General features: G+C 54.7%; 16 protein-coding genes. 10 read left to right on the top strand and 6 right to left on the bottom strand.

The window, feature by feature from the left end; genetic code table 11:
- Positions 1-27 precede the first annotated feature (27 nt).
- Together ribA and OLX08_RS08720 are read left to right on the top strand one after the other, a co-directional pair.
- Positions 28-1095, top strand: a complete 1068-nt coding sequence (ribA, locus tag OLX08_RS08725; protein WP_391480934.1) for a GTP cyclohydrolase II — start codon at positions 28-30, stop codon at positions 1093-1095.
- Entirely contained in the window at positions 1092-1613 is a 522-nt protein-coding gene (locus tag OLX08_RS08720; protein ID WP_391480933.1) for a L,D-transpeptidase family protein, read from the top strand. The genes ribA and OLX08_RS08720 overlap by 4 nt, the downstream gene beginning before the upstream one ends.
- Before the next feature lie 10 nt (positions 1614-1623).
- Here the strand turns inward: OLX08_RS08720 and OLX08_RS08715 are convergent, their stop codons facing one another.
- From OLX08_RS08715 to OLX08_RS08700, 4 genes are all read right to left on the bottom strand, one after another.
- A complete protein-coding gene (locus tag OLX08_RS08715; RefSeq protein ID WP_391480932.1) occupies positions 1624-2277 on the bottom strand; it encodes a YggS family pyridoxal phosphate-dependent enzyme in 654 nt (217 codons plus the stop codon).
- Positions 2258-3373 (bottom strand): sulfotransferase family protein, encoded by a 1116-nt coding sequence (locus OLX08_RS08710; protein WP_412535648.1) that lies wholly within the window; start codon positions 3371-3373, stop codon positions 2258-2260. Before OLX08_RS08710 ends, OLX08_RS08715 begins: the two co-directional genes overlap by 20 nt.
- Positions 3373-3627, bottom strand: coding sequence for a hypothetical protein (locus tag OLX08_RS08705; RefSeq protein ID WP_412535647.1), 255 nt, complete (start codon positions 3625-3627; stop codon positions 3373-3375). Before OLX08_RS08705 ends, OLX08_RS08710 begins: the two co-directional genes overlap by 1 nt.
- A 219-nt stretch (positions 3628-3846) precedes the next feature.
- The gene (locus OLX08_RS08700) at positions 3847-4719 is read right to left on the bottom strand and encodes a porin (protein ID WP_391480930.1); all 873 of its coding nucleotides are present in this window, start codon (positions 4717-4719) and stop codon (positions 3847-3849) included.
- A gap of 325 nt (positions 4720-5044) precedes the next feature.
- Here OLX08_RS08700 and OLX08_RS08695 point away from each other — a divergent pair, with 325 nt between their 5' ends.
- The 5 genes from OLX08_RS08695 (at position 5045) to OLX08_RS08675 (ending at position 10131) form a co-directional block, all read left to right on the top strand.
- Positions 5045-5467: a DUF3576 domain-containing protein gene (locus OLX08_RS08695; protein WP_391480929.1), complete on the top strand. Its 423-nt coding sequence runs from the start codon at positions 5045-5047 to the stop codon at positions 5465-5467.
- A gap of 92 nt (positions 5468-5559) precedes the next feature.
- On the top strand, positions 5560-8103 hold the full coding sequence (gene leuS / locus OLX08_RS08690) for a leucine--tRNA ligase (RefSeq protein WP_391480928.1): 2544 nt from the start codon (positions 5560-5562) through the stop codon (positions 8101-8103).
- Positions 8090-8554, top strand: a complete 465-nt coding sequence (gene lptE / locus OLX08_RS08685; RefSeq protein WP_391480927.1) for an LPS assembly lipoprotein LptE — start codon at positions 8090-8092, stop codon at positions 8552-8554. Before leuS ends, lptE begins: the two co-directional genes overlap by 14 nt.
- Complete coding sequence (gene holA / locus OLX08_RS08680; protein ID WP_391480926.1) at positions 8551-9546, top strand: DNA polymerase III subunit delta; 996 nt, start codon at positions 8551-8553, stop codon at positions 9544-9546. Before lptE ends, holA begins: the two co-directional genes overlap by 4 nt.
- Entirely contained in the window at positions 9547-10131 is a 585-nt protein-coding gene (locus tag OLX08_RS08675; RefSeq protein ID WP_391480925.1) for a glutathione S-transferase family protein, read from the top strand.
- On the opposite strand, the gene OLX08_RS08670 is transcribed toward OLX08_RS08675, so the two are convergent.
- Complete coding sequence (locus tag OLX08_RS08670; RefSeq protein WP_391480924.1) at positions 10128-11306, bottom strand: TIGR03862 family flavoprotein; 1179 nt, start codon at positions 11304-11306, stop codon at positions 10128-10130. The two genes, OLX08_RS08675 and OLX08_RS08670, sit on opposite strands and share 4 nt — an antisense overlap.
- Positions 11307-11915 (bottom strand): enoyl-CoA hydratase/isomerase family protein, encoded by a 609-nt coding sequence (locus OLX08_RS08665; protein ID WP_391480923.1) that lies wholly within the window; start codon positions 11913-11915, stop codon positions 11307-11309.
- A gap of 93 nt (positions 11916-12008) precedes the next feature.
- On the opposite strand from OLX08_RS08665, the gene OLX08_RS08660 reads away from it, so the two are divergent.
- The 3 genes from OLX08_RS08660 to OLX08_RS08650 all read left to right on the top strand — a co-directional run bounded on the left by OLX08_RS08660 (position 12009) and on the right by OLX08_RS08650 (position 15684).
- Entirely contained in the window at positions 12009-13481 is a 1473-nt protein-coding gene (locus OLX08_RS08660) for a hypothetical protein (RefSeq protein WP_391480922.1), read from the top strand.
- A 96-nt stretch (positions 13482-13577) separates the two neighbouring features.
- The gene (locus OLX08_RS08655; protein ID WP_391480921.1) at positions 13578-14921 is read left to right on the top strand and encodes a TldD/PmbA family protein; all 1344 of its coding nucleotides are present in this window, start codon (positions 13578-13580) and stop codon (positions 14919-14921) included.
- A complete protein-coding gene (locus OLX08_RS08650) occupies positions 14914-15684 on the top strand; it encodes an inositol monophosphatase family protein (RefSeq protein ID WP_391480920.1) in 771 nt (256 codons plus the stop codon). Before OLX08_RS08655 ends, OLX08_RS08650 begins: the two co-directional genes overlap by 8 nt.
- Positions 15685-15737 lie beyond the last annotated feature (53 nt).

Below are 15737 nucleotides of genomic sequence, written 5' to 3'. Positions count from 1 at the left end.
ATTGGTAACCTTGTAACATTTGAGCCCATGCCCTTTCAGCCCACACCAGCCCAAGCAAAAGCCCAAGCACACGCAGCCCTTCGCATCGGGCTTGGCGTGGGCATTCGCGATGATGATGGTCTTTGGGTTGCCTTTGCCGCTGAAACGCTCAGCCCGGACCAACTCAGCCAAGCATTGGCCCTTGGTGGCGCAGAGATGATCATCACGCACCGGCGCGCAGAAACGCTTAAAACAGCGGCTTATTTTGGCGATGTCGCGCGGCTTGCCATACAAAGCGATGCTGATCTTCGCTGGATAAGGGGCGTCGCCGATCCAGCCACAGACCTAAGCACACCTATGAAGGGGCCATTTCGTTCCTTGCGCGACGGAGACCCGCGGGCACACCGGGCCGCCATTTTGCTTTGTAAGGCTGCCCATTTGCTGCCCGCTGCCGTGATGGTACGCGTGCAATCCGCCGAAGGGCTAAGCATTCTCACCGCGTCCGAAGTGTTGGCACAGGCTGACACGGCCCATTACAATGACATCGTTCACGCAGCCCTACCCATGGCTGTGTCAAACGAAGGACGCGTGCATGTCTTTCGGCCCGACGATGGATCAGCCGAGCACTACGCAATTGAAGTTGGTAAAATAGATCCCAACAAACCCATCCTAACGCGCCTTCATTCCGCGTGTTTCACCGGTGATTTGCTTGGCTCGCTCAAGTGTGATTGCGGCCCCCAACTGCGCGGTGCGATGGCGCAAATGGGCGCGCAAGGGGCAGGCATTTTGCTTTACCTAAATCAAGAGGGCCGCGGCATCGGGCTGGCCAACAAAATGCGGGCCTATTTTCTGCAAGACCAAGGCTTTGATACTGTTGAAGCAAATCACCGCATTGGCTTTGAGGATGATGAGCGCGACTTTAGGATTGGCGCCTCAATTTTGAACAAGCTGGGTGTTGGCAACATTAAGCTGCTGACCAACAACCCCAATAAGGTCGCGCGCATGGAGGATATGGGGATCACCGTCAGCGAACGCGTGCCGCTTATTGTTGGCAAAAATCCTGTGAACAGCGCCTATCTGAAAACCAAAGCAGCTAAATCCGGCCATTTACTGTGACCCCCTACACCACCCCAAACGATCTGGTTTTGACAAAACGCGGCTTGCGTTTTCAGGGGCAGTACTTCCCTCGCACAATCGGAAAAGGCGGCATCTCATCTGATAAACGTGAAGGCGATGGTGCAACACCCGTCGGCGTTCACGCCATTGTGGGGATGCTTTACCGGCCCGACCGCATTGCAAAACCCGCAGATTGGGCTGTGCCCATTAGACCCGGTGATTTGTGGTCTGATGATCCACACCACGAAGACTACAACCTGATGGTTCGCGCGCCCTACCCGCACAGTCACGAGGTGCTGCGGCGGGCTGACCCACTTTACGACATTGTGATATTAACTGATTGGAACTGGCCGCGCGCCGAATTCAAACGTGGCTCTGCGATTTTTCTACATCGCTGGCGGCGACCCGTATTTGGTACCGAAGGCTGCATCGGGTTTCGCCCAGATCACCTGAAACGGATCGCGGCACGGATAACATTTGGCACGCGCCTTATCGTGCCAAACTCCCTCATTCATTAACACTGCTACCCTAGCCGTAATCACGCTCGCCAAAAATGGCGGATCCTACACGAATATGAGTGGCACCAAGCTGGATGGCCGTCTCAAAATCACTGCTCATCCCCATTGATAGCCCTTTCAAACCGTTGCGTTCCGCGATTTTGCGCAGCAACGCAAAGTGCAAAGCGGGTTCTTCATCTACCGGCGGGATGCACATTAGGCCTTTCACGGGCAAATCAAGTGCACGCGCCTCGGCGACAAATGCGTCCGCATCCGAAGGCAATACGCCCGCTTTTTGCGGCTCTTCGCCCGTATTTACCTGTACAAATAAGTCCGGGCAGGCCCCAATTTCTTGCGCAAGCCGCGCAAGGGTGCCGGCCAGCTTCGGACGGTCGACTGAATGGATGGCATCAAAAAGCTCCATCGCTTGGCGGGCTTTGTTGGTCTGAAGCGGCCCAATCAGATGCACGTTTACATCCGCAAACTCACCACGGAAGTCGGGCCATTTGCCAGCTGCTTCCTGCACTTTATTCTCACCATAAAGACGGTGTCCTTGGGCCAACACGTCCGCGACACGGGCATTAGGTTGAACTTTTGACACCGCAATAAGCTGAACATCGGCCACATCGCGCCCAAACTGCTCACACGTCTTCGCGATCCGCTCGTTAATCCCATTCAGTGACATTGATACCTCGTTTTTCCAAAGCCTTTAGCAAGGGCATAACCCCATCGCCGTAACGCTGCCATGCCTTTTGCGACGACTTGTAAATTGGCTGGCGGACCTGCGCCAGAGATAGCGTTTTGACCGCGCCTGTCGATTTATGAAACTCCAGACACTGATCCTGCCACTCCAAACCACACGCCGCAATCAGCGCACGAGCCTTGTCTTCGGGATCACGAACCAACGTATCATAATCGGCGATGTAAATATCATCCGGCATCTGCTGTTTCCAAAACGAGACCATATCCCGAAAAGCCAAATAGTGATCCGCAAGGCTTTCAAAATCATAGGCGTATCTGTGGGTGCCCGCTTGGAACAGATTGCGATAAATCGACAACAGATTGTCGCGCGGGTCCCGTTGAACAATCAAGAACTTGGCGTTGGGTATGATCGTTTTTATCGCCCCAAGGTAGAGGTACGTTTGGATGGATTTATCAACGGTCCGCTTCGCAGAGGGATAACGGGCCGCCACATCCGCAAGGTACTTATCCGCCACGTTAATGCGCAACCTATCCGCTACATCACTAACGGTTTTATAAGTGGTGCCATCGCGCAAAAGCCGCTCAACCGCGCCCGACGCAAACCTCGTCTCCCCCATGCTGGTCACATCAGAATGCGCCGCGATAATCTGTTCAATCAACGTGGTGCCCGACCGCGGCATACCGGTCACAAAAATTGGCGCGTCTTTGATATGGTCCGGAAGAGGTGCCGCAGGATCAAGGCCAGACTGCGCGCTTTGCAGCTGTGCCACCTGATCGCGCCACGCTTGGGGGTCATAGGGGTAATTCGCTGCAACCAAATCGTTGCCGCGCTTTAGATACGGGAACGCGGCCTCATAGGCTTTGGTGTCCTCAAGCGCCTTGGTGATCGCAAAATTGAGCTCCCAGCGGTCCATGTCATTTGCCAATTGATCAGGCTTGATCGCCAGCATTTTCGCAAGATACGGATCATCGGGCGTGAACTTCCGCGCGATCGACAACAGGCGATAAAGACTGCCGTTATTTGGCTTTAGCTTCAGGGCCTTGCGGAGATAAAACTCTGCCTTCTTCAATTCGCCCATCAGTTGATACACATGCGCCGAATTGGCCAACACAGCAACGGAAGTCGGGGCAAGCTTTTCTGCTTTACCAAGGGCGGACACCGCTTTTTGTACTGACCAACGGCACCAAGAGCGACGCCATATTGCATATGAACCGCTGGCTCTTTTGGCATTTGTTTGGCCGCTGCCGCCAAATGGGTCACCGCCGCATCCGGCTTACCGCCTTTGGTGTAAAGCGTTCCAAGATGCAGGTGAGACGGCCCATGATTTGGCACGACGCATTAAATTTTCTGAAATTGCTGAGCCGCAAGCGCGAAGTTTTTGGCGTTCATCGCGGCAAGGGCGGATTTGAACGCAGTTTGTAACTGTTGCTCAGACGGTCGCTGCATGGGGGTACCCTTTGTTGCACCTTATTTGTATCGCGCAGCAGGCCCCAAAAGAAAAAGAGCGCACCCGAAGATGCGCTCTCTCTGTAGTCTATACTAATCGTTAGATTAGAATGACATTGTCAGACCGAGGTCCGCAACATTCTTGTCGCTGACTGAGCCGAAACCACCTTTGATAGCGAGACCGCCACCGAGGTCATATGAAGCACCGATACCATATGCAGCATCAGAACCAGCAGCATCTGTATCAGACATCGCTACTGTAAATGTCATTGCGTCCATTGTGTAAGCAGCTGACAAACCGAATGTATCTTCGTCTGCAGTGCCTGCTGGGTTATCAATGTTAACCATCAGCGCTTGGAAGTTGTATGCGCCCATTGTGTAGCCCACACCGAATGATGTGTAGTCAATGCTTGCTGAATCATCGCTTGCAAAACCAACAGCATATGTCAAAGCACCAGTAGAACCAGATACTGAGAAAGCTGTATCTTCTGAGTCTGAACCGATTGATGCTGCTACAGTGTAGTCACCAAAAGCATATGATACGTGCACGTCACCATCTACTGCAGAGTCATCAACCGCATCTACGTGGATGTTTGTGTTCAAGCCATCAAAGCCAACTTCAGCTGTGTTCAATACGACACCAGCGTTGCCAACAGCACCAACAGTTACAGTTAAACCGTTCATAGAGAAGTATACTTCTGGATCACCAACTGTACCAGTAGTAGTAACTTGGTCATCTTCACCAGCGTCCAGATCAACAGAAGCGCCGAATGTGATGCCATTGTCTGACTCACCTGTGGCGACGATGTTAAAGTCGATTTCGTTGTGAACGATCATATCGTCAGTTGAGTTTGAGGTATCAACGCGATCTTCTACGTACTTCAAACCAACGTTAGCAGAACCAGTTACTGTGATGTCTGCGGATGCGATGCCAGCGGTTGCTACAAGCGCTGTCGTTGCGAAGAGAATGTTTTTCATCTCGTATTTCCTTCGTTTAAAAGAATGGCCCCAACACGAACGCCGTGAAGGGTATGACCGGTGTTTCGCTTGAGGGCGCTCGCAATGCAAGAAACGCGAAACGGCTGCGCGCAACTATGCAAAACGTGGTGCAACTTTGTCACAACCGCTCGGCGGTGGAAATTTCAGGTGCGGGATTGCTGGTTGGTGGCCTGCACTCACCCCACGGCAATTTACCTTGTGACCGCATACTGCGTTATATAGACAAGTATTAGCGATGTGGAATTAACGGCAGGTAGAGCAGATCATGCGTGGATTTTCAGTTAGAAACATATGTCTCAGCGTAATGGTATGCGGATTGTTAGCGGCCTGTGCGGATCGTGGCGCCACACAACAAGATGCCGCCGCTGTTGAGGAAACCCGCACAAGCACGATCTGGGATTTGTTCGCCAATACCGATGATCCCAATACCAAGCTTGAGGTGAATAAATACATCTGGAATGCCTCGCTTGATGTGCTGAACTTTCTGCCTGTTCAAACTGCTGATCCGTTTTCGGGCGTTTTTGCCACGGGATTCGGCACACCCCCCGGTGGCCGCGCCGCCTACCGCGCCACGATCTATGTCCGCGACCCCGCTCTTGATGCGCGCAGCCTGACGGTGGCGCTGCAAACCCGCAATGGCCCCGCCGATGTGGATACTGTCCGCGCCATTGAAGACGCCATCCTGACCCGCGCGCGGCAGTTGCGGATTGCGGACAGCAAACTCTGAGGCTGCGCAGGCTGGCCTTTTGCGCCCAAGCATTTTACTTACCACGCCAAGCCATAAACCGGCTTGGCGTTTGCATTTAGAAGGACCCCGACATGGACCGCTATACCCCCGCACAGATCGAGGCCAAATGGCAGGCTGAATGGAACACCGCAGACGTGTTCAAGGCCAAAGCAGATACGTCAAAGCCGAAGTATTACGTGCTTGAGATGTTTCCCTACCCGTCTGGCAATCTGCACATGGGGCACGTGCGCAATTACACCATGGGGGATGTGATTGCGCGTTATAAAATGTCGACAGGTCACAACGTGCTGCACCCGATGGGCTGGGACGCTTTTGGTATGCCCGCTGAAAATGCCGCGATGGCCAGCGGCGGCCATCCAAAAGACTGGACCTATGCAAATATTGCGCACATGCGCGATCAGATGAAGCCGCTTGGCCTGTCTATTGATTGGTCCCGTGAATTCGCCACGTGCGACCCAGAGTATTACGGCCAGCAGCAAGCGCTGTTCCTTGATATGCTCGCATCCGACTTGGTCTACCGTAAAAACGCCGTGGTAAACTGGGACCCCGAAGACATGACGGTTCTGGCTAACGAACAAGTTATCGACGGCAAAGGCTGGCGCAGCGGCGCCGAGGTTGAACGCCGCGAGTTGACGCAATGGTTCTTTAAGATTTCCGATATGGCCGGTGAATTACGCGGCGCGCTTGAAAATCTGGACAACTGGCCCGCCAAAGTGCGCCTGATGCAGGAAAACTGGATCGGCCAGTCACGCGGTCTGCAGTTCAGCTTCTCATTGATCAACGGCCCTGATGGGCGTGACGGCATTGAGGTATACACAACCCGCCCCGACACTCTTTTGGGTGCATCCTTTGTGGGCATTTCGCCGGACCACCCCCTTGCCAAGCAACTGGAAGAAGACAACGCCGATCTGGCCGCTTTCAACGCCGAATGCCGCAAGGGCTCCACAACCGAAGAAGCTTTGGAAAAAGCAGATAAGATGGGCTTTGATACGGGCCTTCGCGTGCGTCACCCGTTTGATACCTCTTGGGAATTGCCGGTGTATGTCGCCAACTTCATCTTGATGGACTACGGCACCGGTGCGATTTTTGGCTGTCCTGCGCATGACCAGCGCGACTTTGACTTTGCGACCAAATATGATCTGCCGATTACGCCTGTTTATCTGCCCGATGCAGACAGCGCGCCTGAGCTGACCGAAGCGTATGTGCCCGCGAAAACCGATGTGGTGACCTACGTCAAAGGTTTCGCTGGCGAGGCCCAGCAAACAGGCGCAGCCGCAGTTGATGCAGCAATTGCGTTTTGTGAGGGCGAAGGCGTTGGCCAAGGCAAAACACAATATCGCCTGCGCGATTGGGGTCTGTCACGGCAACGCTATTGGGGTTGCCCCATTCCGGTTGTCCACTGTGATGCTTGCGGCGTTGTGCCTGAACGCAAAGAAAACCTGCCGATCCGCCTGCCTGACGATGTTTCATTCGATATCCCAGGTAACCCGCTGGATCGTCACCCAACGTGGCGCGATTGCGATTGCCCGTCATGCGGCAAGCCAGCGCAGCGTGAAACGGACACCATGGATACGTTCGTGGACAGTTCGTGGTATTACAGTCGTTTCACAAGCCCCAATGCGACCACTCCGATTGACAGCGACGAGGCTGCCTATTGGATGAACGTCGATCAATATATTGGCGGTATTGAGCACGCAATTTTGCACCTTCTCTATTCACGGTTTTTTGCACGCGCGATGCACATCACGGGCCATTTACCAGCAAGTGCGGTTGAGCCGTTTGACGCGTTGTTCACACAAGGGATGGTCACGCACGAGATTTACCAAACCCGCGACGCCAAAGGCCGCCCTGTTTATCACCTCCCCGAGGATGTGACCGACGGCAAATTGGCGGATGGAACCGAAGTTGAGATCATTCCATCGGCCAAAATGTCAAAATCAAAGCGGAACGTAGTTGATCCACAAATCATCGTGGACACATATGGTGCAGATACCGCCCGCTGGTTTGTGCTGTCAGACAGCCCGCCCGAACGCGACGTTGAATGGACCGCATCTGGCGCAGAAGCAGCCCATAAATTCTTGGGACGTGTATGGCGTTTGGCTCAGGACATCGCCCAATCCGATGCACCCGCCAATGACCAAGATGATGCACTGCTGCGCGATATGCACAAAGCCGTCCATGATGTAACAGGCGGTGTGGAATCCTTCGGGTTCAACGCAGCGATTGCAAAAATCTACGGCTTTGTCGCAACGCTTTCAAAATCCAAAGCCGGTGCTGCTGCCAAGCAAGAAGCAATGCGCACTTTGGCCCAACTGATCGCACCGATGACGCCACATTTGGCTGAAGATATCTGGTCCGCCCTTGGGCAGACCGGCCTTGTGGTGACAGCACCTTGGCCTGTCGCTGACGAAAAGATGCTGGTGGATGACACCGTCACGCTGCCCATTCAGATCAATGGCAAACGCCGTTCGGAAATTGCAGTCCCAGCGGACATGTCTAAAGATGAGATTGAAAAACTGGTGCTGGCGGACAATGCTGTGGTCAAAGCACTGGATGGCGGGCAGCCCAAAAAGCTCATCGTCGTTCCCGGACGGATTGTGAATGTTGTTATCTAAACGATCATTTTGCATCGGCGCGCCGCTCGCTCTTGGGGCGTGCGGATTTGCGCCGTTGCACAATGGCGCGGCCAAACATGGTCAAATCGCATTTGATCCACCAAAGGACCGCGTGTCTTTCGACCTTAGAAACGCGCTTGAAGATCGGTTAGGCACAGCACAATCCCCGTTATTCAAGCTTAGTTATAAAACTGAAATCCGTGAAGACGGCGTGGGCATCACAACGGATCAAGTCACGACGCGTTTCAATGTAATTGGCCAAACTCAATATACTTTGCGGCGGTTGTCCGATGATAACGTTGTCACCAGTGGCGTCGTAGACAGCTTTACCAGCTATGCTGCGACGGGCACCACAGTCGCAACGCAGACCGCACAGCTTGATGCGCAGCGCAGGTTGGTGGTGATCCTAGCGGATCAGATGACGACGCGTCTTCTTGTGTCTTTGCCATGAAGCTTTCCCCACGCGATACGGCCAGTTATTTTCGCAAACCCGACCCGCGCAAAGCGGGTGTTTTGATTTTTGGAAGCGATGCTCTGCGCGTCGCGGATAAGCGGCAGCAGATTATCCCCGCTCTGGTTGGTCCAAACGCGGAAGAGGAAATGCGTATTTCGCGCATGAGCGGCGCAGACATCCGCAAAGATCCGGCGATGCTTTTAGACGCGCTCAAAGCCACCAGCTTCTTCCCCGGTCCACGTGTTGCATTCGTCGAAGAAGCAAATGATCTAAGCGCGCCCGCTATTTTAGCTGCCTTGCAGGACTGGTCCGAAGGCGATGCGCAACTGATCGTGACCGCAGGCAATCTCAAGCCGACATCAAAAATTCGCAAGGCTTTTGAGGCGCATCCAAACGCCTATTCCGCAGCGATCTATGACAATCCACCCACCCGCGAAGAGATTGAGCGTGATCTGGCAGATGCCGGTTTGCGCAACATTGATCGTGACAGCCTTGAGCATTTGACCGGCCTCGCAAACGAGCTTGAGCCCGGTGATTTTCGTCAAACACTGACCAAACTTGTTATTTACAAATTGAACGACGAAACCCCGCTTAGCCACGATGACATCACGGCCTGTGCGCCCACGTCCACCGAGGCCGCGCTTGACGATGCGCTAAATATTGTCGCGGAAGGCCGTAGTGAACAACTTGGTCCTGTTTTGCGAAAACTGCAAAGCCAAGGGGTGCAACCGGTTGGCTTGTGCATTGGCGCCACCCGACATTTCCGAACGTTGCACGCTACGGCCGTCAATCCGGCAAGCCTCTACATCAAAGGTCCCAAGGGCGATCAACTGCGCAGACAGGCGTCAAAATGGGGGCGGATCAAACTTGAAGACGCGCTGCAATTGCTAATCAATACTGACCTACAGCTAAGGTCAGCGGATCAAGCGCCCCAAATGGCGTTGATGGAACGCGCTTTAATTAGACTAGCGATGATGGGAAGAAGATAAATGAAAGTTGTTGGTGCAATGGCAACCCGTGCATTTCGCGTGCTTTGGGTTTGTGAAGAACTCGGGATTGAATATGAGCACGTGCCTGCCCCCGTCCGATCGACTCAAGCGCTAGAGCTCAGCCCAACAGGCAAAATTCCCGCCGTTGTTGTTGACGGCACCGCAATCACCGACAGCGTTGCGATCATGACCTACCTCACGGACAAGCACCAAGGCCTTACGTTTCCCGCAGGAACAATTGAACGCGCCCAACAAGACGCGCATATGCATTTTATCATTGATGAGATCGACGGTGTTTTGTGGACACACGCAAAACACACACACGCCCTGCCCGAGGATATGCGCATCCCAAATGTAACTGAGGCGCTGAAAGCCGAATTTGCGCAATCGCTTGACCGACTCGAGGCACGGCTAACCGGAACATTCTTGATGGGCGACACGTTGACCTTACCAGATTTGCTGGCGGTACATTGCCTTAACTGGGCACGTGGTGTGGGCTTTCCAACAGGAAGCGACAAAGTCCAAGCATACGCCAAACGTTTGCGCGATCGGCCTTCGTTCAAAGCGGTACGTGCGCTGCCCTAAATCGCGGCAAGCGCCTCAACGGCGGCACAGCCCGCCCAGCGACCTGTGGCAAGGCAGCCCGTCAATAGATACCCACCCGTTGGGGCGTCCCAGTCAATCATTTCGCCCGCGCAAAATGTGTTGGCACGCGCGCGCAACATAAGATTGCTATCCAGTGCGGCCCAAGACACACCGCCGCTTGTGGAAATTGCCTCATCAAGATCACGCGGCCCGTCATGCAGGATTGGGACAGCCTTCAAAAGCGGTGCAAGATCATTGGGCAGAGGACGGCCAAATTCTTGAAGCAAAGCAAGGCGCGCACCCGTAAGCTTGAGGCGCTTGCGAAGGTGGGAGGTCACACTGGCCTTGCCCCGCCCACCAAGCTTTTGACGAAGCACATCAACAGACATGTCAGGGAACAAATCAACCGTAAGCGGCGCGCCATCGCGCATCGCTTTTGAGACAAGGTAAATACCACCCCCCTCAATGCCCGCTTTTGAAATGGTGAATTCTGCCCGCTCGACCTGTCCGCCCGCGTGCAGAGCAACCGCTTTGATGGGCGCACCAAAATGCGCCTTCATGTGCGAGGACCAATTAACCCGGAACCCCATATTCATCGGCTGAAACGGAACGATATCTTCAGTAGGCAGTGCCTCCGCCCAAGCGCCGTCAGAGCCAAGTTTGCGCCAACTCGCGCCACCCATCGCCAAAACAGTGACTTTAGCTTTCACGTTCTGCGGGCCATCAGGAGTTTCAAAGACCGACAACGCGCCATCAAACCCTTGCCAACGCCAGCGGGTTTCGACACGCGCGTTTACTTCTGCCAACCACGCCCGAAGCAACGGTGATGCTTTCATGGCTTTGGGAAACACCCGCTTGCTCGAGCCTGTGAAAAGCGGCTGACCCAATGATTGGGCCCACGCCTGAACTGCGTGTGCATCAAAGGCGCGCAATATTGGCGCAAGCCGATCTGCAGAAGGACCAAAAGCCGGAAGCATCTCATCTAACGGCTCGTCCTTGGTCAGGTTTAGACCAGATTTTCCCGCCATAAGAAATTTGCGCGCAACACTGGGTTTATGCTCGGCCAACAGCACTGAGTACCCAGCCCTGCCCAACACATCAGCGGCCATCAGCCCCGCAGGTCCAGCCCCCACCACAAGTGCGTCAACGGCAGTTTCAGTCGTACAATGGCTCACTTAACCGCCCTGACACATACGCTTGATGGCATGGGCGTGCTCTTCACTGGCTTCAAGCGCATGGGTAACAAGCGCTTTGGCCTCGGCAACGGGATCTGTAGAAATGCGGTCAATCAAACCAAACTGCAGCGCGGTTTCCGCATCTATCTTCTGCCCAGCCATCAAAATCAGCTTGGCGCGCGCAGGTCCCATCAATGCCACCATGCGTGCGGGGTCCGCGTGTTGCGGCAAATAGCCAAGCCGCATCACCGGATAGAAAAAGTTCGCCGCAGGCACTGAGACACGTAAATCACAGGCCAGCGCGATGCCAAAAGCACCCCCCGCCAATGTGCCGTTCAACGCAGCAACCGTCATGCATGGTAACTTTGCAATTGCACTAGAGGCACGGTCCCAAACATCAGATGTGGCAAGACCTTCTTTCGCGGCATCAAGATCGGCACCCGCGCTGAACACTTTACCTTCGCCTGTCAAAACCAGCGCGCGCGCGTCTTGGGCGCTTTCAGCGATATCCGCAATTTCGGCAAGCATATCATACGTCAAAGCGTTGGCCTTATCAGGGCGGACCAATGTAATGGTCCAAAGGCCGTTATCTTTGTCTAAACGTATCATATCGTGCCCTTCACGCTGTTATCACTTGCAGTCTGCGCGCCGCGGACCAACATTACACTTAGCACTCCCTATTGCCAAAGAGGTACCCCGTTTATGCGACGTTTTCTTCTCAGTTCAGCTCTCCTCATTGGCACCGCTGCGCCTGTTTTCGCAGATATCACACCGGAACAACTTTGGGCGCGTTGGGCAGAAGACATGAAAAGTGTCGCTGACACAGTCGTGCTTAGTCAGTTCAACTTACTGGAAGATGGCATTTTGGTCGAAGGCCTAACGCTTGGCTTGGGCGCGCCGGAAGATGGCGTCATGGCCAGCCTTGCGTATCCGCCGCTAAAGCTGACGCAGCGGGCGGGCGGCAGCGTCGACATTTCACTTGGTGGGCCAGTTGCCATTAGCGTTGTCGAGACATCTGACGATACCGGCCCCCTACGGATCGTCGGCGAAATCGTTACGAGTGGCTTTAGCATGATTGCATCAGGTGACATCAATGACCTGAGCTATGTATATGATGCAGAGACTGTGGATTTTTCGGTCAATGCAATCACCGCCGAAAATGCCGACGCAGCCGGTACCATCCGCGCCCAAGCGACCAATGTGCGGGGCAACAGCACAGATAAAACCGTCGATCTGCGCACTGTTTCTCAAAGTATCTCTGCTGACGGGGTCGCGATTTTTGCCCGTTTTTCTGACCCAAACTCAGACGGCGCATTTGACGTAAACGGGCGCATACAAGAACCACAATTCACCGGGTCCGCCACCAGCGCTGCTGGCATCTATCCACTAGCAAGCCAAGCGCCCTTCGCGCCACAATCCTCGTTTGAAACCACATACAACACGGGTCTGACGGATCTGGCGTTTTCGGCCCAAGATGGCACCGGATCATGGACCGGCACTGTACGACAAGCGCAAAGCAGCACGCGTGCCGCAAGTAGCGCAACACGCGTTGAATATAGCCAAGATGCTTCTGATATGACGTTCACGTTGGCAGGTGCACTTCCGTTACCCATCAGCGCCACACTTGATAACGTCCGCGTCAAAGGCTCTGCACCGATTTCTTTTGACCCAACCGAGCCGGAGCCAGACTATGCCCTTGAAGCGGTTTTGGCAGGGCTAAAGATCAACGAAAGCGTCTGGAGCATTTTTGACCCACAAGGCGGTCTGGACAGGTCCGCCGCAACGATTTCAGTGTCTGTCTCGGGCACAGGTGAATTCACGAACGGTGGGCGCGGGCCCTTTGCACCCAAAACTGCACGTCTAAACGACCTGATCCTGACAGCGCTTGGCGTCACAGCAACCGGTCAAGGCGACATGCGCTTTGTTGGCCCCCAAAACCCAATCGACCTGACGATGCCCGCGATGGCAGGCAAGGCCGAGTTTACGTTCAGTGGCATCACTGAAGTCATGAGCACGATGGCCCAACTTGGCATACTTGCGCCCGAACAGCTGTTTGGCGCGCAAATGATGATGGGGTTCTTTACGCGGCCTGCGGAAAACGGAACTGATTTGCAAACCACCATCGAGATGCGCGAAAATGGCGAGCAATATATCAACGGTCAGCGGGTTCGCTAAACGCGCCATTGCCCCGCACCACGCAACAACATCCGACTTGCTATTCTGGCAAGCACCACGATACCCAACGCTCAACTTCAGACCAAGGAACACCTCATGCATGATTTGTCGCGACTAAGCCAAGCCCTGCTCGACGCTGCGAAACAGGCGGGCGCTGATGCGGCAGATGTGTTGACCGTTCAGGGCACTGCCGTTGAGATTGATGTGCGTGAAGGCAAGCTGGAACAAGCGGAACGATCCGAAGGGATTGATCTGGGCCTGCGGGTTTTCATTGGTCAAAAGCAAGCATGCATCTCAAGTTCTGACAGCAGTGACCGCGCCATTTCCGAAATGGCAGAACGCGCGGTTGCGATGGCAAAAGTTGCGCCCGCCGATCCTTACGCAGGACTTGCGGACCGCGCTCAGCTGGCGACCAACACAGATGTCGCTCACCTAGAATTGCATGACCCAAGTCCAGAGCCGTCTGCCAAAACCCTGCAAGATGACGCGCAAGCCGCAGAAGAAGCGGCCCGTGCAATCAACGGTGTCGCGCAAGTCCAATCCGCCTCAGCCAGCTATTCTGCACGTGACATTCATGTTGCAAACAGCCTTGGGTTTAATGCGGGTTACGCGCGCACAGACCGCTCAATCTCATGCGTCGCGATCAGCGGCACAGGTCTTGAAATGGAGCGGGATTATGACTTTGACGCGCGTATTTTCCAAAGCGAGTTACGCAGCGCCGCAGACATTGGCCGCGTTGCCGGTGAGCGCTGCGTTGAACGCACAGGCGCACGACAGCCTGCGACCGGCACCTACCCCGTTCTTTTTGACGAGCGCATTTCATCAAGCCTGATTTCGCATCTTTTGTCTGCGGTGAACGGGGCAGGTATTGCACGCGGCTCGTCATGGCTACGCGGTGCATTGGGCCAACAGGTCTTGCCGCAGCATCTGTCGATTACAGAGAACCCGCACCGCGCCCGTGTGTCTGGAAGCCGTGTGTTTGACGCCGAGGGGCTGCCCACAAAGCAGCGCGCTATTGTCGAGGCAGGCACCCTGACAGGCTGGACACTTGATCTGGCTACTGCGCGGCAGTTGGGGCTGGAAAGCACAGCCAACGCGATGCGCGGCACCTCATCACCACCGCGCCCTGGGACGACCAATATCAGCCTGACACAAGGCACACAAAGCCGCGGCGACCTGATCCGCGATATGGGCACCGGCCTTTTGGTAACGTCGATGATTGGCTCAACCATCAACCCAAATACCGGCGATTATTCACGCGGAGCATCCGGCTTTTGGGTGGAAAACGGCGAGATCGCATATCCCGTGAACGAGTGCACCATCGCGGGTAATCTTAAGGCAATGCTTAGCACGATCGCCCCCGCCAATGACGCGCACGCGCACCTAAACTACGTAGTGCCATCGCTGCTTGTTGACGGGATGACATTAGCAGGTGCCTAGCGATTTAGAATTATTGGTCACCGCCGCCCGAGAGGCTGGAAAAATCGCACGCGGTTTTTTCAAATCTGACGCGAAAGTCTGGGAAAAATCTGACAATGCAGGCCCCGTCACTGAGGCGGACTTAGCCGTAAACCAAATGCTGGAAAAAACGCTTCCCACAGCACGTCCTGATTACGGATGGCTGTCCGAGGAAACCGAGGATGACACCTCACGGCGCAATAAATCACGCGTTTTCGTTATTGACCCAATTGACGGCACACGCGCGTTTATCGCGGGCTCTGATACTTGGGCGCATTCGTTGGCCGTTGTCGAAGACGGCAGGCCCGTTGCCGCGGTAGTCTATCTGCCAATGCTCGACAAAATGTACACTGCGTCGCGTGACGTGCCTGCTAAATTGAACGGTCAGGAAATCACGATAAGCGGGCGGACCGAAATCAGCGGCGCCACTGTGCTCGCGGCCAAGCCAAACTTTGACCAACACCACTGGCGCGGTGACGTGCCTGATGTTGAGCCTGCATTTAGATCATCACTTGCTTACCGAATGGCGCTTGTGGCGGAGGGCCGTTTTGATGCGATGCTTACCTTGCGCCCGACTTGGGAGTGGGACGTGGCCGCAGGCAGCCTTTTGGTTACACAAGCAGGCGGTGCGGTCACAGGCAGACACAATGAAGAACCTGTGTTCAACAATGCGATGCCACAGCTTTCTGGCATGGTTGCGGCAGGGCCACCGGTCCACAAAGAGCTTATTAAGGCACTCGCCTGATCCATCATTTACGCGCTTTGCATGCGGCATTATGGTACGCGCAATATTATCTA

The sequence above is a fragment of the Nereida ignava genome, assembly GCF_047114695.1.
Classification (GTDB): Bacteria; Pseudomonadota; Alphaproteobacteria; order Rhodobacterales; family Rhodobacteraceae; genus Nereida; species Nereida ignava.
This window is presented reverse-complemented; position numbering and strand designations above follow the sequence as displayed.